Here is a 25733-nt window from a genome sequence, read left to right as displayed (position 1 = left end):
AATAAAGAGGGGTAGTTTGCCTGCGGAAAAAAAATACTATTCGCTGGGATTTTACGACGCTTCCTACGCAGAGAGGTGCGAGGCAAACGTCTGGAGGATTCTCAAAACCTTCTGGTGAACCTGTCGTGAAGCCTCTATAACTACAAGCTCCTTTAGTCAGACATCGGGAAAACCTCAATGAGCAAGGTCTACACGATTGCCGTCCTGGTTGGCAGCTTGAGAAAACAGTCGATCAACCGCAAGGTCGCGTTGGCATTGGCCGAACTGGCCCCAGCCAATCTGAAGTTGAACATCGTCGAAATTGGCGATTTGCCGCTCTACAACGAAGACATCGACGCTGATTCACCGCCGGCAGCCTACAGTACTTTCCGCAAACAGGTGAGTTCATCCGACGCGGTGCTGTTCGTGACCCCGGAATACAACCGCTCGGTGCCGGCCCCGTTGAAGAACGCGATTGATGTGGGTTCCCGTCCTTATGGGCAAAGCGCCTGGAGCGGCAAGCCGGGTGCGATCATCAGTGTGTCGCCTGGTGCTATCGGAGGCTTTGGCGCCAACCACCATCTGCGTCAGTCCCTGGTGTTCCTGGATGTATGGTGCATGCAGCAGCCCGAAGCCTACCTGGGTGGGGCGGGCAGTGTGTTTGATGAGTCGGGCAAAGTGTCGGAAAAGACCAAGCCGTTTTTGCAGGCGTTTATCGATGCCTACGGCCAGTGGGTAGAAAAACAAACGGCTTGAGTTGGCAATAGCTTAAAGCGTGGGAAGGGGGTTGCCCCCTCCCACATGCTTAGATCAGCGCAGCCAGTTGGTCCGCGCCAGCTCGATTACCTCATCGCCACGCCCACTCATCACCGCCTTGAGCATGTACAAGCTAAACCCCTTGGCCTGTTCCAGCTTGATGCTCGGTGGCATCACCAGTTCCTGGGTGGCAGTCACCACGTCCACCAGCACCGGGCCATCGTGGGCCAGGGCGCGGCGCAGGGCCGGCTCCAGGTCTTCGGACTGCTCCACACGAATGCCCAGGATACCCATGGCATTGGACATCGCCGCGAAATCCGGGTTTTTCAGTTCGGTGCCCGCGTCCAGATAACCCGCCGCCTTCATCTCCATGGCGACGAACCCCAGTGACGAGTTATCAAACACGATGACTTTCACCGGCAACTTCAGCTGCGCCAGCGAGATGAAATCCCCCATCAACATGGCGAACCCGCCATCGCCGGACATCGAAATCACTTGCCGCCCCGGGAATGCTGCCTGCGCGCCAATGGCCTGGGGCATGGCGTTGGCCATGGAGCCGTGGTTGAACGAGCCGATCAGGCGGCGTTTACCGTTCATCTTCAGGTAGCGCGCCGCCCAGACCGTGGGCGAACCGACATCGGCGGTAAAGATCGCATCATCGTCGGCCAGCTCACTGAGCAATCGCGCGACGTATTGCGGATGGATCGGCCGGTTGGCTTTTGAAGGTTGCGCAAGGTCATCGAGCCCCTGGCGGGCTTTCACGTAATGCTTCAATGAAGTCTCAAGGAAGCTGCGATCCGTCTTGCGGGTCAAGCGCGGAAGGAGGGCGTCGATGGTTTCGCCCACATCTGCGGCGATGCCCAAGTCCAAGGTAGCGCGACGACCCAATGCCTGTGGGTTGCGGTCGACCTGGATGATTTTTGCGTCCGTAGGGTAGAACTGGCGATATGGAAAGTCCGTGCCGAGCATGATCAGCGTGTCGCAGTCGAGCATGGCGTGGTAACCGGAGCTGAAGCCGATCAGGCCAGTCATGCCCACATCAAACGGGTTATCCCATTCCACATGTTCTTTGCCGCGCAGGGCGTGCACCACCGGCGCACCCAGCGTATCGGCCAGGGCCACCACTTGCGCATGGGCGCCCGCACAGCCGCTGCCACACAGCAGCGTGACTTTTTCACTGTCCTTGAGGATCTCGCTCAAGTGCAGCAGATCGGCTTCCGCAGGCAGTGTGCGTGGCGCGTGCAGGGCCGGCCACGGCTTGAGGGTGTCTTCGACTTCCAGCAGCGACACATCCCCCGGAATCACCACCACTGCTACGCCGCGATTGAGGATCGCCGAGCGCATGGCGCGGTGCAGCACTTGGGGCATCTGCGCGGGGTTGGTGACTAGCTCGATGAAGTGGCTGCATTCCTTGAACAGTTCCTGCGGATGGGTCTCCTGGAAGTAGTTCAAGCCAATTTCCGAAGACGGAATCTGCGCGGCAATCGCCAGCACTGGCACATGGTTGCGATGGCAGTCGAACAGACCATTGATCAAGTGCAGATTGCCCGGCCCGCAGCTGCCTGCGCACACCGTCAACTCGCCGGTGGCTGCTGCTTCGGCACCGGCGGCAAACGCGGCGACTTCTTCGTGGCGCACATGCATCCACTCAATGCTGTCCATGGTGCGTAAGGCGTCGGTGAGGCCGTTGAGGCTGTCGCCGGTCAGGCCCCAAATGCGCTTGATGCCCGCCTGTTCAAGGGTGGTCGCCAGTTGCTGGGCCAGGTTGATTTTCGCCATGAAGCACTCCAATCGTCAGTGAGGTTAAAAAACTGCTGATCAATAGGGGACAGCTCGATCACGGCGAATGCTCCGTCTTTAATGTGAAGATTGCGTCATGGCCGCACGGTACTGCCGAGTGCGCCGAGCGATAAACCATTGGTCACACGCCAGGGCCAGCCAGGGGATAACCTTGGGGTTGGGCAAACGACCACGGCTGAGGCGGCGCATCTGGTCGCGCACCACGGCGAGCGTAGCGAGTGAGGCCAGAGGCTTGCGCTTCCAATCGATCGGTTTGAGTTGCGGGTTGAGGTCGCGTCCTTCGCGCCAATGCTTGATCAATTGTGGTTCCAGGGTCAGGGCGGTGGCGATACCGGCCATGGCGATGCCGCTGTCCAGTACCTGCTTCACGATAGGCAGTCGGCGAATGCCACCGGTGACCATCACGGGCATGGTGGCGACGCTGGCCATTTCTGCGGCAAATTCTAGGAAATACGCCTCACGGGCCAGGGTGCGACCATCCCGCGCTTCGCCTTGCATGGCGGGCGCCTCGTAGCTGCCACCGGACAATTCCAACAAGTCGATGGGCAACGGGTTGAGCATTTCGACCACCGCGCGCGCATCGGTTTCATCGAAGCCGCCACGCTGGAAATCCGCCGAGTTGAGTTTGACCGCCACGCAAAACGACGAGCTGACACTGGCGCGCACGGCGTGAATCACTTCCAGCAACAGGCGCGCGCGATTTTCCAGCGAGCCGCCCCAACGGTCGCTGCGGTGGTTGCTCAAGGGCGAGAGAAATTGACTCAGCAAATAGCCGTGGGCGCCGTGGATCTGCACCCCGGTAAAGCCAGCTTTCTCGGCCAGGCGTGCGCTGGTTGCGAAGCGCCGGATCACGTCCTGAATATCGTCTTCGGTCATCGCTTTTGGTGTGGCGAACATCTTGGAAAAGCTGCCCAGGTCCAGCGCAATGGCAGACGGTGCCAAGGCTTGTTGGCCGAGATTGGCCATGGTCTGGCGCCCTGGATGGCTGAGCTGCATCCAGAAGTGCACGCCCTTGTTACGGGCTACATCGGCCCATTCGCGAAAGCTGTCCAGGTGCTCCTCGTTTTCCAGGACCACGCCGCCGGGGCCGGTCATGGCGTGGCGGTCGATCATCACATTGCCGGTCAGCAGCAGGCCGGGTTCGCCATCTGCCCAGGCCTTGTACAACTGCTTCAATTCGCGGGATGGCGCTTGGTTGATATCGGCCATGTTCTCTTCCATCGCAGCCTTGGCGATGCGATTGGCGATGATTTGGCCGTTGGGCAGTTGCAGGGCTTCAAAAGGTGACATGAGTTGACTCCTGAGCGGGGGAGGGCTCAGGCTAAGCTTAAAGTTAACTTTAATGTCAAGCAGGCGTTGTGATGAATATTGGTGAGCTGGCAAAACAGAGCGGTCTGGCCGCTTCACGCATTCGTTTTTACGAGAGCGAAGGGTTGATCAGTCAGGTCGGACGCCAGTCCAACGGATACCGGCGTTATGCGCCAGAGGCCTTGCAGACTCTGCAATTGATTCAGAGTGCGCAGCAGGCTGGGTTTACCTTGCAGGAACTCAAGGCGCTGATGCCCGCGCCTGGAGAGCACAAGCGCGACGAGTTGATCGAGGCCCTGGAGCGCAAAGTGGCACAGATCGAAGTGATGCAAGCGCAATTGGCCCACAGCAAAGCGCAGTTGCTGGGCGTGATCGAGGCCGTGCGGGCGCAGCCGGAAGGCGTGCCATGCTCCATGGGGCAGAAGCAGGTGCTGGCGTCGATAAAACTTCAACCATAAAAAAAGCCCTGGCATGCCAGGGCTTTTTCATGTCCGCAGACTTAGCGCCGGCGAAACAGCGGCAACGGCTCATCGGTTGCAGCCTGGTACGTCACCGAGAAGTCCTTGAGGCTTTCCAATGCTTCGTACGGGTCTTTGTCTGCGCGCAGCGCGAAGGCATCGAACCCGCAACGGCGCAGGTAGAACAACTGGTCGCGCAGCACATCGCCGATCGCCCGCAGCTCACCTTTGTAACCATAACGGTCACGCAGCAAGCGTGCGTTGGAGTAGTTGCGACCGTCGGTGAAGGCCGGGAAATTCAGGGCGATGACCTGGAAGTGTTCCACATCAGGACCGATCTCTTCGGCTTCTTCATCGGCGTCCAGCCACACACCCAGGCCGCCGTCGCGGGCCTTGAGCGCGTGGCCATGCTCGCGCCACAGGGCCAGCGGCACGATCAGGTCGTCGCAGTTGGAGATGCCGTCGAAGCTCGCGTCCTTGGGCAGCAGGTGCCAGGTTTCGTCGAGGACTTCGTTGTTCTTAATGATTCGCTGCATAGACGCGCTCCTTGAACAGGTCAATGCCGATGCGCTGGTAGGTGTCGATGAAACGCTCATCTTCGGTGCGCTGTTCGATGTACACATCGATCAGTTTGCCGATCACCTCGGGCATGGCTTCCTGGGCGAAGGACGGGCCGAGGATCTTGCCCAGGCTCGCATCGCGGCTGGCGCTGCCACCCAGGGACACTTGGTAGAATTCTTCGCCTTTCTTGTCCACGCCCAGGATGCCGATGTGGCCGACGTGGTGGTGACCACAGGCGTTCATGCAACCGGAAATGTTCAGGTCCAGCTCGCCGATGTCGAACAGGTAGTCCAGGTCGTCGAAACGGCGCTGGATCGATTCGGCAATCGGGATCGACTTGGCGTTGGCCAGGGAGCAGAAATCGCCGCCTGGGCAGCAGATGATGTCGGTCAGCAGGCCAATGTTCGGCGTGGCGAAACCGCCTTCGCGCAGTTCGCCCCACAGGGTGAACAGTTGGCTTTGCTCCACATCCGCGAGAATGATGTTCTGCTCGTGGGAGGTGCGCAGTTGACCGAAGCTGTAACGGTCGGCCAGGTCGGCAACGGCGTCCAGCTGCTTGTCGGTGATATCACCTGGGGCAACACCGGTAGGCTTGAGCGACAGGGTTACGGCCACATAGCCCGGCTTTTTGTGCGCCAGGGTGTTGCGCGTACGCCAGCGGGCGAAGCCCGGGTGCTGCTGGTCGAGTGCGGCGAGTTCGGTGTCCTGATTGCTCAGGGCCTTGTACTCGGGGTCGACGAAGTGCTTGGCGACGCGGTGCACTTCGGCTTCGGTCAGGGTGGTCTGGCCGCCGCGCAGGTGTTCCATCTCGGCATCGACTTTCTGGGCGAATACCTCAGGGGTCAGCGCCTTGACCAGGATCTTGATCCGGGCCTTGTACTTGTTGTCACGACGGCCATAGCGGTTGTAGACACGCAGGATGGCGTCGAGGTAGCTCAGCAAGTCTTGCCACGGCAGGAACTCGTTGATAAACGCACCAACTACCGGGGTACGGCCCAGGCCGCCACCCACCAGCACACGGAAGCCCAGCTCGCCAGCGGCGTTGTAGACCGGCTCCAGGCCGATGTCGTGGACTTCGATGGCGGCGCGGTCCGAGGTCGAGCCGTTGACGGCGATCTTGAACTTGCGCGGCAGGTAGGCGAACTCGGGGTGGAAGGTAGTCCATTGACGGACGATTTCGCACCATGGGCGTGGGTCAATCAACTCATCGGCGGCAACACCGGCGAATTGGTCGGTGGTCACGTTGCGCAGGCAGTTACCGCTGGTCTGAATGGCGTGCATCTGCACGGTGGCCAGCTCGGCGAGGATGTCCGGCACATCTTCCAGCGCCGGCCAGTTGAACTGTACGTTCTGGCGGGTACTGATGTGGGCATAGCCTTTGTCGAAGTCGCGGGCAATCTTGGCCATCATGCGCATCTGGCGCGAAGTCAGTTGGCCATAGGGCACGGCCACCCGCAGCATCGGCGCAAAGCGCTGAACATAAAGGCCATTTTGCAGGCGCAGAGGGCGGAACTCTTCTTCGCTCAGTTCACCTGCTAAGTAGCGTCGGGTCTGATCACGGAACTGCTTAACGCGGTCCTCGATGATGCGCTGATCGTATTCGTCGTATACGTACATATAGGTCCTGTTCTCGGCAAATCTGCGCGCACGGCCGCGCACTCCCAACGGAGCCGGCGCACGATACCAGTTTGCGTTTATGCGCAAAAGTGATGTTTGAGTATATGCAAATAACCAAAATGACTAATGAGAACAGTTATCGCGATATCCACATTTGTCATGCGGGCAATCATCAACTTTACTGTGAGCGAGTCTTAGTGCAATCACCTATAAAACCGACAAGAGGCGATGCGATGAGCAATCCGACAAAAGCCCGTAAACCCGACAGTACCGTGGATGCGTGGGCCATTCTGTTCTTGATCATTCTGGTGGTGGGAACTGCCGTGTTTTGGGTAAGCCACCAATAAAGGTGGTTGATCGAACCTCGATTGGGTTGGGCATTGCTACTATCATGGCGGCCTATTTTCGAGGCTCAGGCATCTATGTTGAAGGTGTTGATTACGTGTGTCTGGTTGCTGGGATCGACGTATGGAGTGATGGCTCATGCAACGTCGGTGGTCTTTCTCAATCCGGGCGTGTCGACGGAAACCTTCTGGGTCAGCTACACGCAATTCATGCAGGCCGCCGCCAAGGACCTCGGCCTGGAATTGCGTGTGCGTTATGGCGAGCGTAATCCCGACAATACGCTGCTTCAGGCGCGTGATGTGCTGCAAGGTAACCAGCGACCTGATTACCTGGTGCTGGTGAATGAGCAATACGTTGCACCGCAGATCCTGCGCATGGCCGAGGGCAGTGGCGTCAAGCTGCTGTTGGTGAACAGCGCGCTGACCCCCGACCAGATGCATTTGCTGGGAACCCGCAGTGGCATCCGTTTGATCGGCAGCCTGGTCGCTGACGATGAAGAGGCTGGCTACCTGATGCTCCGCGACTTGCTGCGCCAGCACGGACCGGTTGCGCCCGGTCAATCCCTCGACCTGTTGGCCTTTTCCGGCGTCAAGACCACGCCGGGCGCGCAATTGCGTGAGCGGGGCATGCGTCGGGCGCTGGCCGAACATCCCGAGGTGCGCCTGCGTCAGTTGGTCTACGGTGAATGGAGCCGCGAGCGCGCCTTCGAGCAAGCGACGCAACTGTTCAAGCGCTACCCGCAGACGGCGCTGGTGTGGTCGGCCAACGATCAGATGGCGCTGGGCGCCATGCAGGCGCTGCAGGCCAGCGGGCGGTTACCGGGTAAGGACGTGCTGTTCAGCGCGATCAACAGCTCGCCGGAGATTTTGCAGGCTCGACTGGACGGACGCTTGTCGTCCCTGGTCGCCGGGCATTTCACTGTCGGCGGCTGGGCCATGGTGTTGGTTCATGATGATGCCAAGGGCCTGGACATTGGCGCATACGGCGGGCGCGACCGGCAGTTGACATTGTTCCAATTGATCGATGCCGGCCAGGCGCGGCGTTTGATGGGGCCGACACCGGCGGTGAATTTTCGCGTGCTGTCAGCCCAGGGCAAGCCCGAGTCCTATCGCTACCCATTCAGCCTACGTCTGTTGCTGCGCTAGACGCCGGCCAGGTGCAGCACCAGCTTGACGATTCCAAACAAGGTCAAGGCAAACACCGCCGTAAACAGGATGCCCAGGATCACAAAGTGGCTGGGCTTGCCATGGGTGAAGTCGCGGGCCCGATTCTTGCCGCTCTGCACGCCAAACGCAGCGGCCACCACACTGTGGAGCATCTGCCAGAAGGTAGGGGGCTTGTAGTTGGCTGGATCGTCCATACGTCCCTCGACACAAGGTGTGTGAGGGATAGCATAGACGATTGCCCGAGGCGGGTTCGGGGAGGCGACGCGCAGTGTCACGGGCTGCATGCCCGCGTTGAGCGTGGGCACGTTTCTCCGTCAGGGCTTAGTTGTCGTAACCCAGGTTCGGCGCCAGCCAGCGCTCGGTCACGGCCAGGTCCTGGCCCTTGCGGGCGGTGTAACTGGCGACCTGATCCTTGTCGACCTTGCCCACGGCAAAGTACTGCGCTTGCGGGTGGGCGAAGTACCAGCCGCTGACCGCCGCCGCCGGGAACATCGCGTAGTGTTCGGTAAGGAACACACCGCTGCGCCCGGCGTGCATTTCGCGGGCCTCGGGGTCGAGCAATTGGAACAACTGGGCTTTCTCGGTGTGATCCGGGCACGCCGGGTAGCCGGGAGCAGGGCGGATACCGCTGTATTGCTCTTTGATCAGCGCCTCGTTGTCCAGTTGCTCGTCCTTGGCGTAGCCCCAGTGCTCTTTACGCACTTGCTGGTGCAGCCACTCGGCGCAGGCTTCGGCCAGACGGTCGGCCAGGGCCTTGACCATGATCGAGTTGTAATCGTCGCCGGCATCCTGGTAGGCCTTGGCCACTTCTTCGGCGCCGATGCCGGCGGTGGTGATAAAGCCACCGATGTAGTCGGTCACGCCGCTGTCTTTAGGCGCGACGAAGTCGGCCAGGGAGAAGTTCGGCTTGCCGTCGGTCTTGATGATCTGTTGGCGCAGGTGGTGCAGTTTGGCAATTGGCTGGCCGTCGTCGCCGTAAACTTCAAGGTCATCGTCCTGCACCTGGTTGGTCGGCCAGAAACCAAACACCGCACGGGCGCTGATCAGCTTTTCATCGATCAGCTTCTTGAGCATTTCCTGGGCGTCGGCGTACAGCGCGGTGGCGGCTTCGCCCACCACTTCATCGGTGAGGATGCGTGGGAATTTGCCGGCCAGGTCCCAGGAGATAAAGAACGGAGTCCAGTCGATGTACTCGGCCAGGACGTTGAGGTCGATATTGTCCAGCACCTTGGCACCGGTAAACGTCGGCACCACCGGTGTGTAGTTGCTCCAGTCGAACTGCGGCTTCTTGGCGATGGCCGCCGGATAGCTCAGGCGTTCGGTGCGCGCACTGCGGTTGGAGGTGCGCTCACGCACATCGATGTATTCCAGGCGGGTCTTCTCGACGAAGCCGGCTTTCAACTCCTTGGACAGCAACTGCGTGGCCACGCCCACCGCGCGTGAGGCGTCGGTGACGTAGATCACCGCGTCGTTGCTGTACTTAGGCTCGATCTTCACCGCCGTGTGCGCCTTGGAGGTGGTCGCGCCGCCGATCATCAGGGGCAGGTGGAAGTCCTGACGCTGCATCTCGCGGGCCACATGCACCATCTCGTCCAGGGACGGCGTGATCAGGCCGGACAGCCCGATAATGTCGCACTTCTGCTCCTTGGCCACCTGCAGGATCTTCTCCGCCGGCACCATCACACCCAGGTCGACGATGTCATAACCGTTGCAACCGAGCACTACGCCGACGATGTTTTTGCCGATGTCATGCACGTCGCCCTTCACCGTGGCCATCAGGATCTTGCCCTTGGCTTCCGGCTTGTCACCTTTTTCCAGCTCGATGAACGGGATCAAGTGAGCCACGGCCTGCTTCATCACACGGGCGGATTTCACCACCTGGGGTAGGAACATTTTGCCCGCGCCGAACAGGTCGCCGACGATGTTCATGCCGGACATCAGCGGGCCTTCGATCACTTCGATCGGGCGCGCGAACGACTGCCGGGATTCCTCGGTGTCTTCAACAATGTGGGTGGTGATGCCCTTGACCAGCGCGTGTTCCAGGCGCTTGTTCACCGGCCAACCGCGCCATTCCTCGGTCTCGGCCTCTTTTACGCTGCCGTCGCCCTTGTATTTGTCGGCGATGGCGAGGAGGGCGTCGGTGCCTTCCGGGGTGCGGTTGAGGACTACATCTTCAACGGCTTCGCGCAGCTCGGCCGGGATCTGGTCGTAGATCTCCAGCTGGCCGGCGTTGACGATACCCATGGTCAGGCCGTTGCGGATCGCATACAGCAGGAACACCGAGTGAATCGCTTCGCGCACCGGGTTGTTGCCACGGAACGAGAACGACACGTTGGACACGCCGCCGGAGGTCAGCGCATACGGCAGCTCGTCGCGGATGTAGGCACAGGCGTTGATGAAATCGACGGCATAGTTGTTGTGCTCTTCGATACCGGTGGCGACCGCAAAAATGTTCGGGTCGAAGATGATGTCTTCCGGCGGGAAGCCGACCTCATTCACCAGGATGTCGTAGGAGCGTTTGCAGATTTCTTTCTTGCGCGCTTCGGTGTCGGCCTGGCCGGCTTCGTCGAACGCCATCACCACCACGGCGGCGCCGTAGCGCTTGCACAGCTTGGCGTGGTGAATGAACTGCTCGACGCCTTCCTTCATGCTGATGGAGTTGACGATGCCCTTGCCCTGGATGCACTTGAGGCCGGCTTCGATCACTTCCCACTTGGAGGAGTCGATCATGATCGGTACGCGGGAGATGTCCGGCTCGCCGGCGATCAGGTTGAGGAAGGTCACCATGGCCTTCTTCGAATCCAGCATGCCTTCGTCCATGTTGATGTCGATCACCTGGGCGCCGGCTTCCACCTGCTGCAGGGCGACTTCCAGGGCTTCGGTGTAGTTGTCTTCGCGGATCAAGCGGGCAAAGCGTGCGGAGCCGGTGATGTTGGTGCGTTCGCCGACGTTGACGAACAGCGAGCTGCGATCAATGGTGAACGGCTCCAGGCCCGACAGGCGGCAGGCCTTGGGAATATCCGGGATCGGGCGCGGCGCATAACCGGCCACGGCTTTGGCGATGGCTTCAATATGACCAGGCGTAGTGCCGCAGCAGCCGCCGACGATATTGAGGAAGCCGCTCTGGGCAAACTCTTCGATGACTTTGGCGGTTTCCGAAGGCAGCTCGTCGTACTCGCCGAATTCGTTGGGCAGGCCGGCGTTCGGGTGCGCCGACACATGGGTGTTGGCCTTGTTGGACAACTCTTCCAGGTACGGGCGCAGCTCGCTGGCACCCAGGGCGCAGTTCAGGCCCACGGAAATCGGCTTGGCGTGGGCGACCGAGTTCCAGAATGCTTCGGTGGTCTGGCCCGAGAGGGTACGGCCGGAGGCGTCGGTGATGGTGCCGGAGATCATGATCGGCAATTCGATACCGAGCTCTTCGAACACTCCCTGCACGGCGAAGATCGCGGCCTTGGCGTTGAGGGTGTCAAAGATGGTTTCGATCAGGATCAGGTCCGCACCGCCTTCGATCAGGCCTTTGGTGGCCTCGGTGTAGTTTTCCACCAGTTCATCGAAGGTCACGTTGCGGTAGCCGGGGTTGTTCACGTCGGGCGACAGCGAGCAGGTACGACTGGTCGGGCCCAGGACGCCGGCAACGAAGCGTGGCTTGTCCGGATTCTCGGCGGTCTTGGCGTCCGCGATCTTGCGCGCCAGGCGTGCGCCTTCGACGTTCAGTTCATAGGCCAGCTCTTCCATGCCGTAATCGGCCATGGAAATGCGCGTGGCGTTGAAGGTGTTGGTTTCGAGGATGTCGGCGCCGGCATCCAGGTAGGCCTTCTCGATGCCGCCGATCACGTCCGGGCGGGTAATCACCAACAGGTCGTTGTTACCCTTGACGTCGCTCGGCCAGTCGGCAAAGCGTTTGCCACGGTAGTCGTGCTCTTCCAGTTTATAGCTCTGGATCATCGTGCCCATGCCGCCGTCGAGGATCAGGATGCGTTCCTTGAGGGCGTGGTGGAGGGCTTGCAGACGAGCGCTACGATCGGACATGGGACTACTCTGGTCAGGCATTACGGAGGGCGTGGATCATAGCAAACCTGTGCGGATTTGCGGCATGTCCGGCTTTTGCATGAATATCGCTCACGTTGTGAGGTGCGATGGCCCGGTAGAATCACCGGCAATTTTTCAGCGCACGCATTGAATCGGGACCGGATACATGTCACTTCGTCTTATCGTCAGCGCCGTCCTGGCATTGATTGCCAGTACTGCCCAGGCAGAAGGTCCCGCCCCGGCGATCTCCTACACCCGCGACATCCAACCGATTTTCACCGAGAAGTGCGTGGCCTGCCATGCCTGCTATGACTCCGCCTGCCAGCTCAACCTGGGCAGTGCCGAGGGCGCCGCCCGAGGCGCGAGCAAAGTGCCGGTGTACGACGGCGAGCGCAGCCAGGCTGCGCCGACTACGCGCTTGTTCTATGACGCATTCGGCAAGCAAGCCTGGCAGCAGAAGGGCTTCTATTCGGTGCTGGACGCCCAGGGCAGCCAGGCCGCGTTGATGGCACGCATGCTGGAACTAGGGCACAACGCGCCGCTGCAGCCCAACGCCAAGCTGCCGGACGACATTGTGCTGGGCCTGAACCGCGAAAACATGTGCGCCACCCCCGGCGAATTCAATGCCTACGCAGGCAGTCATCCTAAGGAAGGCATGCCACTGGCGGTCACCGGCCTGACCGACCAGCAATACCAGACGCTGCAGCGCTGGCTGGCGTCCGGCGCGCCGATCGATGAGCAGGGCCTGGCACCGAGTGCCAAGGAAGCCTTGCAGGTGCAGCAGTGGGAAAACCTGCTCAACCAGCCCGGCGCCCGAGAAAGCCTGGTGGCCCGCTGGTTGTTCGAGCACTTGTTCCTAGCCCATATCTATTTCGAGAACGGCGAGCCGGGGCATTTCTTCCAGTGGGTGCGCTCGCGCACGCCGAGTGGGCAGCCCATCGACCTGATCAGCACCCGTCGCCCCAATGACGATCCGGGCACGCGGGTGTACTACCGTCTGTGGCCGGTGCAGGGCGTGATCGTGCACAAGACTCACATTACCTATCCGTTCAGCGCTGCCAAAATGGCGCGGATCAAAGCGCTGTTTTACACCGGTGATTGGCAGGTCAGCGCCTTGCCGGGTTACGGGCCTGGACGTCGCGCCAATCCGTTCGACACCTTCGAGGCAATCCCCGCCAAGGCGCGTTACCAGTTCATGCTGGATAACGCCGAGTACTTTGTACGCACCTTTATTCGTGGGCCGGTGTGCCGTGGGCAGATCGCCACGGATGTGATCCGCGACAACTTCTGGGCCCTGTTCCAGGACCCGGACCACGACCTGTACATCACCGATGCACGTTATCGCGGACAGGCCACGCCGTTGCTCGCCATGCCGGGGCAGAACGATGATGTAGGCAGCGTGTTGAGCCTGTGGCTGGCCTATCGCGACAAGCGCAACCAGTACGAAGCGCTGCGCCGGGACAGTTATGCCGATTTGCCGCCACCCAGTTGGTCGAGCCTGTGGGCGGGCAATGACAACGCCTTGCTGAGTATCTTCCGCCACTTTGACAGTGCGTCGGTCAACAAAGGCCTGATCGGCGAAGTGCCTCAGACGATGTGGCTGTTCGACTATCCGTTGCTGGAACGGACCTATTACCAGTTGGCGGTGAATTTCGATGTGTTTGGCAACGTCTCGCACCAGGCCCAGACTCGCCTTTACTTCGACTTGATCCGTAACGGTGCCGAGCAGAACTTCCTGCGCCTGATGCCGGCGGATTCTCGTGAAGACTTTATGGACGACTGGTACCAGAACAGCGGCAAGATCAAGTTGTGGCTGGATTACGAAGCCATTGATGACGATAAGCCGACAGGTTTGCACCTCAATGAACAGGATCCCAAGCGGGACTTTGCCAACCAGTTGATTGCCCGTTACGGCGATCTGAATGCGAGCCCGGACCCGATCAATCGCTGTTCTGGTGCTTATTGTTCGCGTGACGGTATTGAGCCTGCCTTGCAGGATGCTGAGCAGGCGCTTAGCCGGCTGACCTTGCGTCCGGCGGCTGGTCTTAAGGTGATAGATCAGTTGCCTGAGGCGACGATGTTGCGTGTTGAGACTGCCAGTGGGACGCGTGTGGTTTACAGCCTGCTGCGTAATAGGGCTCACAGTAATGTGGCGTTTTTGCTGGGTGAGGCGTACCGCTATCAGCCGGGGCTGGATACGGTGACTGTTTACCCTGGGGTGCTCAGTAGTTATCCGAACTTCATGTTCAATATTCCGGCGCAGGAAGTGTCTGTTTTTGTGGCGCAGATGGAGCAGGTCAAGGATGCCGCGCAGTTTGAGAAGATTGTGGATCGTTGGGGGGTGAGGCGTAGTCATCCGCTGTTTTGGCGGTATTTCCACGACTTGTCGGAGTATGTTCGGGAGACTACGCCGGTTGAGGCGGGGGTCCTGGATATGAATCGGTATGAGAATTTGTGAGTGGTTGGGGGGGGGGCGGGCATATCCGTTATTTGGGTCACGGCGGCTATGGGTTCCGCTCTTACAGCGGGTCACTTTTTGAAGAGCGCAAAAAGTAACCAAAAACGCTTCGCCCCAACACTCGGCACCTCGCCTAGGCTCGGTGTGCCCTCACTCCGGCTTGAATCCGTGGGCCGCCGCGATGGGCCATCCATGGCCCAGCGCGGCTAACCCGGCGTCCTGCCGGGTTACCCACGGATTCAAGCCTGCGTTCGGCCAGCGTGTTTGATGGGGCGCCCAAGATCACAATCAAAAGCGCAGATCAAAAGACCGCTGACTTCGTCAGCGAAAAGGATGTAAGGGCCAGATCAAAAGCAGAGCAAAAGCAGAGCAAAAGCAGAGCAAAAGCAGAGCAAAAGCAGGGCAAAAGCAGGCTGATACCTATCTGATACATGGAGATCAAAATGTGGGAGGGGGCTTGCTCCCGATGGCAGTGGGTCAGTTACAGATCTTTTCGCTGACACACCGCCATCGGGAGCAAGTCGAATCGTCGCACCGCCCCTCCCACATTTTTACCCGAGTACACAGACAAAAATCCGGTAGGCTCTAAAGCCGTCGCGCTCTAACTTTTGATCTGAAAGCGCCCCCCCAAAAAATCAATGTCGGATTACGGCCATGCCGCGCCTAGGCGAGGCACCGAGTGGTGGGGCAAGAGCCTTTTGGTTGCTTTTGGCGGGGCCGGCATTCCGGCTATTTTCAAAAGTGACCCGCCGTCAGGTCGGAACCAATTGTAGCCGCCACCTAAATAACGGATATACACCCCACATCCACACCACCACCCCGAAACCAAAGCCTAACCCGACAAAAACACTAGGACTTTGTACCTCCGTAATAATTTGGCGTAAACTCCGGGCAAGCCTGTGAGGAGTTTCCATGACTGCCATAACCATTACCGACGCCGCCCACGATTACCTGGCTGACCTGCTGTCCAAGCAGAACACCCCAGGCATCGGCATCCGCGTCTTTATCACCCAGCCCGGCACCCAGTACGCCGAGACCTGTATTGCTTACTGCAAACCCGGTGAAGAGAAACCTGAAGACACCGCCCTGGGGCTCAAAAGCTTCACCGCGTACATCGACCACTTCAGCGAAGCCTTCCTGGACGACGCGGTGGTGGACTATGCCACCGACCGTATGGGCGGCCAGTTGACCATCAAGGCGCCAAACGCCAAGGTGCCGAGCGTCAACGCCGACAGCCCGGTCAACGAGCGCATCAACTACTACCTGCAAACCGAGATCAACCCAGGGCTGGCCAGCCACGGCGGCCAGGTCAGCCTAATCGACGTGGTCGATGACGGTATCGCCGTGCTGAAGTTCGGCGGCGGCTGCCAGGGCTGCGGCCAGGCGGACGTGACCCTGCGTGAAGGCATCGAGCGCACCCTGCTGGAGCGCGTTCCGGAGCTCAAGGGCGTCCGTGACGTGACGGACCACACGCAGAAAGAAAACGCCTACTACTGAGTAAGGCGTTCACTGCGAACAGAAAAACGGCGCCCCGTGAGCGCCGTTTTTTTTGCTTTAAATTCAGAATCTTACGCAATAAACCTAACAACTAAGATTAACTGTGGGAGGGGGCTTGCTCCCGATAGCGGTAGCTCAGTTGCCCCATTGGAAGCTGACCCGCCGCTATCAGGAGCAAGATCCTCCCATATTTATCTGTATTTATTGATATTTATCAGTGGCTTATAGGGTCTTTATGAAGTGAATAATCAAGGTCGATAAAGGTGCGCATGCCCCGCCCGATACAGCGACGACTCACTGAAACTGTCACTCGCCAGCACCCGGCCCACCACAATCAACGCCGTACGCCGAAAACCTTTGGACGCGACTTTCTCGGCGATATCACTAAGGGTGCCCACTACCCAATCCTGATCCGGCCAAGTCGCGCGATGCACCACGGCGATCGGGCAATCCGCGCCATAGTGCGGCAGCAGTTCGGCGACGATTTTCTCCAGATGATTCACCCCCAGATGAATCGCCATGGTCGTACCGTGCTGCGCCAGGCTGTCGAAACCCTCACCGGCGGGCATGTTGGTTTTATCGGCATAACGGGTCAGGATCACGCTTTGGGCGATGTCTGGCAGGGTCAGCTCCGTCTCCAGTAACGCTGCGCAGGCCGCTACGGCGGTGACGCCAGGAATGATCTGGAATGGAATGCCCAATTCCCGCAAAAGGCGGATCTGCTCGCCGATCGCTCCGTAAAGGCTCGGATCCCCGGAGTGCACGCGCGCCACGTCCTGGCCTTTGGCGTGTGCGGTCTTGATCAAGTCGATGATCTGTTCAAGGTGCAGTTCGGCGCTGTTGACCACGTGTTCTGCCTGATGACCTTCCAATACCGCCGCAGGCACCAGCGAACCGGCATAAATGATCACCGGGCAACTACGGATCAGCCGCTGGCCTTTGACGGTAATCAATTCCGGGTCGCCGGGGCCGGCGCCGATGAAGTAGACGGTCATGGAGAATTCCTGTCAAAAAACGGGCGAGCATGAAGATTGCTCATGATCGGGGAGGGCGATTATCGGGGTTTTAACCGGCGCAGGCCAACGCAAAGGTGGCTTGGGCGGTTTTTTTGCGGGTGATGAGCAACTGGGCAGGCGCGCCGCCGAGCTGTTCAACAAGGGCCAGGGCGGCACTTTCGGCGATGCCGTAACACCCCGTGTGGGCGAACGCGACGTCGGACTTGTGGCTTAGCCGGTGTTCATAAATCGCCAGTTGCTCGGCGTTGAAGCACTCCAGCGGCAGGTTCAAGTGCCGTGCCAGAGCCAGTAAGCCTGGCTCGTCGTGTTTGCGGTCGATACTGGCCAGCGCGGTGATGCATTGGGGATCAATCCCTGCCTCGGCGAGAGCGGTATCAAACAGCGCCAGCAGGGTATGAACCTCACAACCCCGCTGGCAACCCAGGCCGACCACGTAGGTCATGCGGAGTATTGATCGTCGCGTTTGCGGCGGAACAGCCAGGCGCTGATCAGCCCCAGGGCCAGCCAGAATGCCACGTTGGTCAGTTGCGAAGCGATTTTGAACTGCGTTTCCAGGGCTTGCGGCGCGAGCATTGCGTGCACTTCCGGTTGCGGCGCGCCAATGACGTGCGGTACCGCGAGGATGGCAGCGCCCAGCACTTTCAGCAGCCAGTTGCGCCCGAACACGATCAGCGCAATCCCGGCAGCGGTGGAGGCCGCAGTGCCGATCCACCACGTCTGGCGCAGTGCCAGATCAGCGGCGGCGGTGCCCGGCAACTCGGGTGGCAGGCCCATCGTCGGCGCCAGCACGAAGGTTGCGTAACCGGCCAGGCCCCACAGCAGGCCCTGCGCCGTGCGGGTGGGGGCGCGCAATGTGTAGAGGCCGGCCAGCATCAGTGCAAAACCAACCGCCACCACCAAGTTGCCACCGGTGGTCGACAGCACGCGCTGCCAGCCATCTTCAGGCTCCCAGGCTTCGGCATCGTGGGTGTGGGCAGCAGCGCCGGCAGCGTGCTCATGCACCACTTCGGTTGCCGCCGGGGCTTTTTCAAAGGTTTCCGCCTGAAGAATCAGCGGGGCGACCCAAAAGCTTTGCAGCAGGGTCAGCAGCAGCGCGGCCAACAGGCCGGTGAAACCTGCGGTTTGCGCAATACGCTTGATCATGTCGGCAGGTCTCAGTGGCACGGGAACGCGGCGCTGTGGCGGGTATCGTGGGCAGCGTTGTGCACCGCCTCGATATGCGAGAAACCGGCGAAATACACCAGACACGCGCCGAGGATCGACGCGCCGATGGCGGCGGTCAGGCGTTGGCTCAAGGTAGAGGTGCTGCTGGCGGAGTGCGAAGTGCTGCTGATGATCGACATGGCGCGTCCCTTTCAGGTGTCTGGATGAAACGAGCGCATGAAAACCCCGCGAGCCAGGCACGCAGAGTTCCGAACAGCGCCCGCCCACCGCGGGTTTGTTATCTGATTTTTCGGGCCGGTCTCCGGGCTTGCGAGGGACACTGGGTCTATAAAGCATCGCCTTCCCATGCCTTACAGGCACAGTGGATCTGACGCTTCACTCGCTTACCGTTGCGGGGGCAGCACCGGACTGGTCATGGTAGCCATGATTTACCGGTTTCCCGTTTCACCCTGTGAAGGGCACCCGAAACAAGGCATGTAGGAAAGCATGCAGAGCGACGGTAGTCAAATTCACCGAGCCCCTGTAGCCTTGCACCTTCGAGGTTCTTCGGCCCAGGCCGAAGCTAAGAAGGGAACGCGGTTCAATCCGCGGCTGCCCCCGCAACTGTGAAGGGTTCATCCGACTGCCACGCCACTGCCATCAACGGCGGGAAGGCGCAGCCGGCGCCGGTCTAGCGACCCGCAAGCCCTAAGCCAGGAGACCTGCCTCGCAACCGATTTTCTAATTCAACCGGGCGGGGTGATCCGGTGACGAAATCCGCTTCTGCGCCGCGCCGCAGGGCCTATCGTCCCGTATGCCCGCCCCCAAGGGCATCCGATGAAAACACTGGCCAAACTCCCCGTCACTATCGTTACCGGCTTCCTCGGCTCGGGCAAAACCACCTTGCTGCGCCATATGCTCGACAACGCCCAGGGCCGTCGCATCGCCGTCATCGTCAATGAGTTCGGCGAGTTGGGCATTGATGGTGAAATCCTCAAGCAGTGCTCCATCGGTTGCACCGAAGAAGAAGCCAATGGCCGCGTGTACGAACTGGCCAACGGCTGCCTGTGCTGCACCGTGCAGGAAGAGTTCTTCCCGGTGATGCGCGAACTGGTCGCCCGTCGCGGCGACCTCGATCATATCCTCATCGAAACCTCGGGCCTGGCCCTGCCAAAACCGCTGGTGCAAGCCTTCCAGTGGCCGGAAATCCGCAGCGCCTGCACGGTTGACGCGGTGATCACCGTGGTCGACAGCCCGGCCGTGGCCGCCGGTACCTTTGCTGCGTTCCCCGATCAAGTGGACGCCCAGCGCAAACTCGACCCGAACCTGGACCATGAGTCGCCACTGCACGAGCTGTTCGCCGACCAATTGGCCAGCGCGGACCTGGTCATCCTCAACAAGGCCGATCTGATCAGCTCGGAAGACCTGGCCCGTGTGCGCCTGGAAGTCGCCGAAGAGCTGCCGCCAGCCGTCAAAATCATCGAAGCCAGCAGCGGTCGCGTGCCCCTGGACGTGTTGATTGGCCTGGGCGCCGGCTCCGAAGAGCATATCGACGGTCGTCATAGCCATCACGATCATCACCACGAAGGTGAAGACGATCACGACCACGATGCGTTTGATTCCATCTCCATCGACTTGCCCCAGGCCGACGAAGCGCTGCTGCTCGACGCATTGACTCAACTGGTCGTGCAACACGGCATCTTGCGTGTCAAAGGCTTCGCCGCGATCCCGAACAAGCCGATGCGCCTGTTGATCCAGGGCGTGGGCACCCGCTTTGACAAACACTTCGACCGCGCCTGGGGTGCTGACGAAGCACGCATCACGCGCCTGGTGCTGATCGGCCAGGACCTGGATGCGGTCGGCCTCGAAGCGCAACTGCGCGCCGCGCTCAGCGTTTAATCCATGCACCTGCTCAGGACTCAGCCCGGTGGTTTTGTCGCGGACGACAATATTGCCGACCTTGGACAAACCCCCGCCGAGCTGGTGATCCTGTGCAGCGGTGATTCCAGCCTGGCGCTGCTGGCCGAAGCGGCCCAGCAGTTGCCGGATGACTACCCGAGCCTGCGCCTGGCCAACCCGATGCAGGTGCAGAACCACGCTTCGGTCGACCTGTATGTCGATGAGGTGCTGCGCCACGCGAAGGTCATCCTGATTTCCCTGCACGGTGGCATCGGTTATTGGCGCTACGGCATCGAGCGCTTGGTGGAGTTGGCCGAGCGCGGTGTGCAGCTGATCCTGGTGCCGGGGGATGATCGCCCGGACCCGGAACTCAGCGGTCTCAGTACCGTCGGCGTCGAGGCGCGGGATCGCTTGTGGCAGTTTCTGCGCCAGGGCGGGCTGGGCAACGCGCTGGACTTTTATCGCTGCCTGGCCAGCGGCTATATGGGCCGCGACTACCCGTGGGCCGAGCCGCAAGCCTTGCCGCGTACGGCGATTTATCATCCCGGCAAAGCCAATGCTTGCCTGAGCGACTGGCAGGCAGATTGGCACGCCGACCATCCCGTGGCGGCGGTGCTGTTCTATCGCTCCCATTTGCAGGCGGCCAATACCGGTTTTATCGATGTGTTCTGCCAGCGCTTGCAGGCGGCGGGCCTCAACCCGTTGCCGATGGCGGTGGCCAGTTTGAAAGAGCCCGGCTGCCTCGCGGTGGTCGAGGATTTGCTGGATGACGTGCAGGCATCGGTGATTCTGAATACCACCGGTTTTGCCCAATCCAGCCCCGAAGCCCCGCATTTGCGGCCATTTCGCCGCAACATTCCGGTGATCCAGGCGATTTGCGCCCAGGACAACCAGCCCGGCTGGGAGGCCAGTGAACAAGGCCTGGGTCCGCGCGACCTGGCGATGCACATTGCCTTGCCGGAGCTGGACGGCCGCATTATCAGCCGGCCGATCAGCTTCAAAGACCTGGCCTGGCGCAGCGAACGCAGCCAGTCGGACGTGGTGTGCTACCGCGCAGCGCCCGAGCGTATGGATTTTGTCGCCGAGCTGGCGCGCCGTTGGGTCGAACTGGCGCGTGTGCCGAATGCGGATAAACGCATCGCGCTGATCCTTGCCAACTACCCGACCCGCGATGGCCGCATCGGCAACGGTGTGGGCCTGGACACCCCGGCGGCGGCGCTGAATATCCTGTGTGCGTTGCAAGCTGAAGGTTACCCGGTGCCAGCGGTACTGCCGGAAAGCGGCACCGCCTTGATCCACGACTTGCTGGGTGGCGTCACCAACGATCTGGACAGCCTCGACCTGCGCCCGTGCCATCAAAGCCTGGGCCTGGATGAGTACGAAGCGATGTTCAAGCGCCTGCCTGAAGCCAACCAGCGCGCCGTGCTGGAGCGCTGGGGCACGCCCCATAACGATCCGATGTTCCGCGATGGCCGCCTGATGGTCGCCGGCCTACGCCTGGGCCTGACGTTCGTCGGCATCCAGCCGGCGCGGGGTTACCAGGTGGACGCCAGTGCGGTGTACCACGACCCGGACCTGGTGCCGCCCCACGGCTATCTGGCGTTCTATTTCTGGTTACGCCACACCTATGGCGCCCATGGCGTCATCCATGTGGGCAAGCACGGTAATCTGGAATGGCTGCCAGGCAAGGGCGTGGGCCTGTCGGAACACTGCTGGCCTGACGCGATACTGGGGCCGCTGCCGAATATCTACCCCTTTATCGTCAACGACCCGGGCGAGGGCGCCCAGGCCAAGCGGCGCACCCAGGCAGTGATCATCGATCACCTGATGCCGCCGCTGACCCGCGCCGAAACCTACGGCCCGCTGCGTGACCTGGAGCTGTTGGCGGACGAGTATTACGAGGCCCAACTGCTCGACCCACGCCGTGCCCGTGAGCTGCAAAAAGACATCCTTAAGCTGGTGCGCGAAACCCGTATCGACCAGGAGCTTGAACTGGATGGCGACGCCGATGCGGCGATTTGGCTGCCGCGCCTGGACACCTACCTGTGTGATTTGAAGGAATCGCAGATCCGCGACGGCCTGCATATCTTCGGTGAATCGCCGCAAGGCCGTTTGCGCATTGATACGTTGCTGGCCTTGCTGCGCATCCCCCGAGGCGATGGCCGTGGCCCGCAATCGAGCTTGCTGCGCGTGTTGGCCAAGGCCTTTGGGCTGGGCTTCGACCCGCTGGACTGCGCCCTGGCCGAACCGTGGACTGGGCGCCGCCCGGCGGTGTTGCAGAGCATCGATGCGCAGGTGTGGCGCACCGCCGGCGACACCCGCGAGCGTCTGGAGTTGTACGCGGCGCGGCTGATCGAGCAGGCGTTGGAAGGCCCCCTTGAACAGTTGGAAGAACCCGGCTGGGAAGACGTGAAAGCGGTTATCGAAAGCCTGCGCATCGTCGTGGCACCACGCCTGGATGCCAGCGGCCCGGCGGAAATGCGCGGTTTGCTGGACGCCCTCGACGGTCGTTTCGTGCCGGCAGGTCCGAGCGGCGCGCCGAGTCGTGGGCGCTTGGATGTACTGCCCACCGGGCGCAATTTCTTCACCGTCGATGTGCGCAACCTGCCCACCACCACGGCTTGGCGCATCGGCTTCCAGTCGGCCAGCTTGCTTCTTGAGCGGCATTTGCAGGACCACGGCGATCATTTGCGCCAGTTGGGCCTGTCGGTCTGGGGCACCGCGACCATGCGCACCGGCGGCGATGATATCGCCCAGGCCATGGCGCTGATGGGCGTGCGCCCGGTGTGGGCCACCGGCAGCCAGCGGGTGGATGACTTTGAAATCCTGCCGGTCAGCCTGCTGGACCGCCCGCGTGTGGATGTGACGCTGCGGGTGTCCGGGTTTTTCCGCGATGCCTTCGCCAACCTGATCCGCTTGTTTGACGCGGCGGTGCAGGCGGTGGCGGCGTTGGACGAACCGGACGACATGAACCCACTGGCCGCCAAGGTGCGCAGCGAACGCGCGGCGTTACTGGCGTCTGGCCTGGATGAAGAGGCCGCGGCGAAACAGGCCGGCTGGCGCATTTTTGGCGCCAAGCCCGGTGCCTATGGCGCAGGCGTGCAGGGCGCGATCGATGGCCGCCTGTGGCAAAGCCGCGAGGACTTGGCCGAGGTCTACTTGAACTGGGGCGGCTACGCCTATGGCGGCGCCGACGAAGGCACCGCCGCCCGCGAGCAGTTCGCCCAGCGCCTGAGCCAGGTGCAGGCCGTGCTGCAAAACCAGGACAACCGCGAGCACGACCTGCTCGACTCCAACGATTACTACCAATTCCAGGGCGGCATGCTCGCCGCCGTGGAAACCCTGAGCGGCGATAAGGCTGCCAGCTATCACGGTGATCACAGCCAGCCGGACTTGCCGAAGATCCGCACTTTGAAGGAAGAGCTGAACCGGGTGATCCGTGCCCGCGCTGCCAACCCCAAGTGGATCGATGGGGTGAAGCGTCATGGCTATAAAGGTGCGTTTGAAATGGCCGCGACCGTGGACAATCTGTTCGCCTTCGACGCCACCACGGCGCTGATCGACGATCATCAATACGCCTTGCTCGCTGACGCCTACCTGCTCGACCCCGACACCCGCGCGTTTGTGCAGCAGCACAACCCAGCGGCGTTGCGGGACATGACCGAGCGCATGCTGGAGGCGCAACAGCGTGGCCTTTGGCAAGAGCCAGGGGCGTACCGTGAAGCGTTGGAAAATCTGTTGCTGGATATAGAAGAAGGCAGTTAGAGCGCGAGATGGGCCGTGGTGGCGGGCGGTGCTGTTGTGGTGAGCGGGCTTGCCCCGCGCTGGGCTGCGAAGCGGCCCCAAAACATAGCCCCGGAGCTGCCTGGCAGACTGCGGCGCTTCTATTGGGGCTGCTTCGCAGCCCAACGCGGGGCAAGCCCGCTCGCCACAAGAAGCGGGCTCGTGACAGGGTGATTACGTGTACAGCAGAATTTAAAGAGAGACCGGATGACCGATATTCCCCATTTCCCGCTGTCCGCCGTGGTCGGCGCCGACGACCTGAAACTGGCGCTATGCCTGACCGCCATCGACCCGAAGATCGGCGGTGTGCTGATCGAAGGCCCGCGTGGCATGGCCAAGTCCACACTGGCCCGTGGCCTGGCGGACCTGCTTGCCAGCGGTCAATTCGTCACCTTGCCGTTGGGTGCGACCGAGGAGCGCCTGGTCGGTACCCTGGACCTCGACGCTGCGCTGGGCGAGGGCCGCGCGCAGTTTTCCCCCGGCGTATTGGCCAAGGCCGATGGCGGCGTGTTGTACGTCGATGAAGTCAACTTGCTGGCCGACCACTTAGTGGACCTGTTGCTGGACGTGGCGGCCAGCGGCACCAATCTGATCGAGCGTGACGGCATCTCCCATCGCCATAGCGCGCGTTTTGTGCTGATCGGCACGATGAACCCGGAAGAGGGTGAGTTGCGTCCGCAGTTACTCGACCGTTTCGGTTTTAACGTGGCCTTGAGTGGGCAGACCTTGCCAGCCGAGCGTGGCCAGATCATTCGCCGTCGCCTGGATTTCGACAGCGATCCTGTCGCGTTCTGCACCCAGTGGGCCGAGCCCCAGGCGGCCTTGCGCGAGCGTTGCACCCAGGCTCGGGCGCGGCTCGACAGTATCGCGCTGGATGACCAGGCCCTGGCGCAGATTACCGAGCGTTGCTTTGCTGCGGGCGTCGACGGCTTGCGCGCGGACTTGGTCTGGCTGCGCGGCGCCAGGGCCCATGCGGCGTGGCGCGGCGCTGATGAAATTGCCGAGGAGGATATTGAAGCCGTGGCCGAGTTTGCCCTGCGCCACCGTCGCCAGGAACAGTCGCCGCCCGCCAGTCCGCCGCCTGAAGGCCAGTCGCCCAATTCCAGCGAGGCTTCGCCGGGTCAAGGCCAGTGGGGTGACATGCCCGCGCCGCCGCTGCCCACCGGCGCACGTCGCGAAGTACCCAGCTGGCCAAAAAAGCCCTAGGCATTCGCCCCCGACCTGACGCGGGGGCGGATGCCCGGCCCAAGGCAGGGCGACTGGACAGAGGCAGGCAGGGCAAGGCGCGCAGCGCGCAACAGGGTTCGATCAACTGGCCGGGCACCTTGCTTGGCGGCCGACCGCACTCCCGTGAGGATTTGCTGTTTCACCTGCGCAGCCGTTCTGCCCAGCAATTGTGGCTGGTGATTGTCGACGCATCGGCTTCTACTCGGCGGCATCACGCGTTGACCGATGCCAAGGGCTTGCTGGCCCAGCTATTTGATGACGCGTACCGACAACGGGCGCGCATGGCATTGCTGACCGCCAGCGGGCAGGCGCCCAAATGGCAGGTGCAGGGCTTGAAGGCCGCGAAAGGCTTGGCAGGCTGGCTGGATCAGCTCGGCGCGGGCGGTGGCACCCCATTGCTGGCCGCACTGACCGAGGCCGGGCAGTGGCTGACGGCGCGGCGTAGGTGTTATCCGGCTGAGGAGCAGCGTTTATTGGTGATCACCGATGGACGCCTCAAGGACATCGCCGCGTTGCCGTCGTTGGAGTGTTCAGGGTTGCTGGTGGATATCGAGCGCGGGCCAATCAGGCTGGGCCGGGCCGAGGCGCTGGCGGCCGGGTTGCAGTTGGATTATCGGCATATCGATAATTTGTAGTGGCGGTGTCGCCGCTATCGGGGGCAAGCCCCCTCCCACATTTGACCGAGTAC

General features: G+C 61.3%; 19 protein-coding genes and 2 riboswitches. Of the genes, 9 read left to right on the top strand and 10 right to left on the bottom strand.

Annotated elements, in window-relative coordinates; translation table 11 throughout:
* Nucleotides 1–177 precede the first annotated feature (177 nt).
* Entirely contained in the window at nucleotides 178–735 is a 558-nt protein-coding gene (locus tag ACVWXD_RS12405; RefSeq protein WP_032885829.1) for an NADPH-dependent FMN reductase, read from the top strand.
* Nucleotides 736–789: 54 nt separating this feature from the next.
* Here ACVWXD_RS12405 and poxB read toward each other — a convergent pair whose 3' ends face one another.
* Both poxB and ACVWXD_RS12395 read right to left on the bottom strand, forming a co-directional pair.
* Nucleotides 790–2514 (bottom strand): ubiquinone-dependent pyruvate dehydrogenase, encoded by a 1725-nt coding sequence (poxB, locus tag ACVWXD_RS12400; protein WP_032885830.1) that lies wholly within the window; start codon nucleotides 2512–2514, stop codon nucleotides 790–792.
* A gap of 78 nt (nucleotides 2515–2592) precedes the next feature.
* Nucleotides 2593–3825 carry an NADH:flavin oxidoreductase/NADH oxidase family protein gene (locus ACVWXD_RS12395; protein ID WP_457371075.1) on the bottom strand — a complete coding sequence of 411 codons (1233 nt, stop codon included), beginning with the start codon at nucleotides 3823–3825 and terminating at the stop codon, nucleotides 2593–2595.
* A 71-nt stretch (nucleotides 3826–3896) separates the two neighbouring features.
* On the opposite strand from ACVWXD_RS12395, the gene ACVWXD_RS12390 reads away from it, so the two are divergent.
* Nucleotides 3897–4301: a MerR family transcriptional regulator gene (locus ACVWXD_RS12390; RefSeq protein ID WP_032885832.1), complete on the top strand. Its 405-nt coding sequence runs from the start codon at nucleotides 3897–3899 to the stop codon at nucleotides 4299–4301.
* A gap of 41 nt (nucleotides 4302–4342) precedes the next feature.
* On the opposite strand, the gene ACVWXD_RS12385 is transcribed toward ACVWXD_RS12390, so the two are convergent.
* Nucleotides 4343–4837, bottom strand: coding sequence for a DUF934 domain-containing protein (locus ACVWXD_RS12385; RefSeq protein ID WP_032885833.1), 495 nt, complete (start codon nucleotides 4835–4837; stop codon nucleotides 4343–4345).
* On the bottom strand, nucleotides 4821–6479 hold the full coding sequence (locus tag ACVWXD_RS12380) for a nitrite/sulfite reductase (RefSeq protein WP_095185928.1): 1659 nt from the start codon (nucleotides 6477–6479) through the stop codon (nucleotides 4821–4823). Before ACVWXD_RS12380 ends, ACVWXD_RS12385 begins: the two co-directional genes overlap by 17 nt.
* Nucleotides 6480–6901: 422 nt before the next feature.
* On the opposite strand from ACVWXD_RS12380, the gene ACVWXD_RS12375 reads away from it, so the two are divergent.
* Complete coding sequence (locus ACVWXD_RS12375; RefSeq protein WP_457371074.1) at nucleotides 6902–7969, top strand: ABC transporter substrate-binding protein; 1068 nt, start codon at nucleotides 6902–6904, stop codon at nucleotides 7967–7969.
* Here the strand turns inward: ACVWXD_RS12375 and ACVWXD_RS12370 are convergent.
* Both ACVWXD_RS12370 and metH read right to left on the bottom strand, forming a co-directional pair.
* The gene (locus ACVWXD_RS12370) at nucleotides 7966–8184 is read right to left on the bottom strand and encodes a DUF2970 domain-containing protein (RefSeq protein WP_032885836.1); all 219 of its coding nucleotides are present in this window, start codon (nucleotides 8182–8184) and stop codon (nucleotides 7966–7968) included. The genes ACVWXD_RS12375 and ACVWXD_RS12370 overlap by 4 nt on opposite strands.
* Nucleotides 8185–8311: 127 nt before the next feature.
* Nucleotides 8312–12022 carry a methionine synthase gene (metH, locus tag ACVWXD_RS12365; RefSeq protein ID WP_095185926.1) on the bottom strand — a complete coding sequence of 1237 codons (3711 nt, stop codon included), beginning with the start codon at nucleotides 12020–12022 and terminating at the stop codon, nucleotides 8312–8314.
* Nucleotides 12023–12188: 166 nt separating this feature from the next.
* Here metH and ACVWXD_RS12360 point away from each other — a divergent pair, with 166 nt between their 5' ends.
* Both ACVWXD_RS12360 and nfuA read left to right on the top strand, forming a co-directional pair.
* Nucleotides 12189–14480, top strand: coding sequence for a fatty acid cis/trans isomerase (locus ACVWXD_RS12360; protein WP_457371073.1), 2292 nt, complete (start codon nucleotides 12189–12191; stop codon nucleotides 14478–14480).
* Between the two features lie 912 nt (nucleotides 14481–15392).
* The gene (gene nfuA / locus ACVWXD_RS12355; protein WP_032887092.1) at nucleotides 15393–15977 is read left to right on the top strand and encodes a Fe-S biogenesis protein NfuA; all 585 of its coding nucleotides are present in this window, start codon (nucleotides 15393–15395) and stop codon (nucleotides 15975–15977) included.
* A gap of 248 nt (nucleotides 15978–16225) precedes the next feature.
* Here the strand turns inward: nfuA and cobM are convergent, their stop codons facing one another.
* The 4 genes from cobM to ACVWXD_RS12335 all read right to left on the bottom strand — a co-directional run bounded on the left by cobM (nucleotide 16226) and on the right by ACVWXD_RS12335 (nucleotide 18336).
* Nucleotides 16226–16972 (bottom strand): precorrin-4 C(11)-methyltransferase, encoded by a 747-nt coding sequence (gene cobM / locus ACVWXD_RS12350; protein WP_099602915.1) that lies wholly within the window; start codon nucleotides 16970–16972, stop codon nucleotides 16226–16228.
* A gap of 70 nt (nucleotides 16973–17042) precedes the next feature.
* Complete coding sequence (locus ACVWXD_RS12345; protein ID WP_032887089.1) at nucleotides 17043–17435, bottom strand: cobalamin biosynthesis protein; 393 nt, start codon at nucleotides 17433–17435, stop codon at nucleotides 17043–17045.
* Nucleotides 17432–18136: a CbtA family protein gene (locus ACVWXD_RS12340; protein ID WP_095185921.1), complete on the bottom strand. Its 705-nt coding sequence runs from the start codon at nucleotides 18134–18136 to the stop codon at nucleotides 17432–17434. The genes ACVWXD_RS12345 and ACVWXD_RS12340 overlap by 4 nt, the downstream gene beginning before the upstream one ends.
* A gap of 11 nt (nucleotides 18137–18147) precedes the next feature.
* Nucleotides 18148–18336 carry a CbtB domain-containing protein gene (locus ACVWXD_RS12335; protein WP_012723860.1) on the bottom strand — a complete coding sequence of 63 codons (189 nt, stop codon included), beginning with the start codon at nucleotides 18334–18336 and terminating at the stop codon, nucleotides 18148–18150.
* Nucleotides 18337–18432: 96 nt separating this feature from the next.
* A riboswitch (cobalamin riboswitch) is annotated at nucleotides 18433–18638 on the bottom strand.
* A gap of 41 nt (nucleotides 18639–18679) precedes the next feature.
* Nucleotides 18680–18880, top strand: a riboswitch (cobalamin riboswitch).
* 93 nt (nucleotides 18881–18973) lie between these two features.
* Here ACVWXD_RS12335 and cobW point away from each other — a divergent pair.
* The 4 genes from cobW (at nucleotide 18974) to ACVWXD_RS12315 (ending at nucleotide 25680) form a co-directional block, all read left to right on the top strand.
* Nucleotides 18974–20035, top strand: coding sequence for a cobalamin biosynthesis protein CobW (gene cobW, locus ACVWXD_RS12330; protein ID WP_099602913.1), 1062 nt, complete (start codon nucleotides 18974–18976; stop codon nucleotides 20033–20035).
* Nucleotides 20036–20038: 3 nt separating this feature from the next.
* A complete protein-coding gene (gene cobN / locus ACVWXD_RS12325; protein ID WP_457371072.1) occupies nucleotides 20039–23800 on the top strand; it encodes a cobaltochelatase subunit CobN in 3762 nt (1253 codons plus the stop codon).
* A 225-nt stretch (nucleotides 23801–24025) separates the two neighbouring features.
* Nucleotides 24026–25024: an ATP-binding protein gene (locus ACVWXD_RS12320; RefSeq protein ID WP_457371071.1), complete on the top strand. Its 999-nt coding sequence runs from the start codon at nucleotides 24026–24028 to the stop codon at nucleotides 25022–25024.
* 53 nt (nucleotides 25025–25077) lie between these two features.
* Nucleotides 25078–25680 (top strand): vWA domain-containing protein, encoded by a 603-nt coding sequence (locus ACVWXD_RS12315; RefSeq protein WP_457371587.1) that lies wholly within the window; start codon nucleotides 25078–25080, stop codon nucleotides 25678–25680.
* Nucleotides 25681–25733 lie beyond the last annotated feature (53 nt).

This window comes from Pseudomonas sp. TE3911 (assembly GCF_054062775.1).
This window is presented reverse-complemented; position numbering and strand designations above follow the sequence as displayed.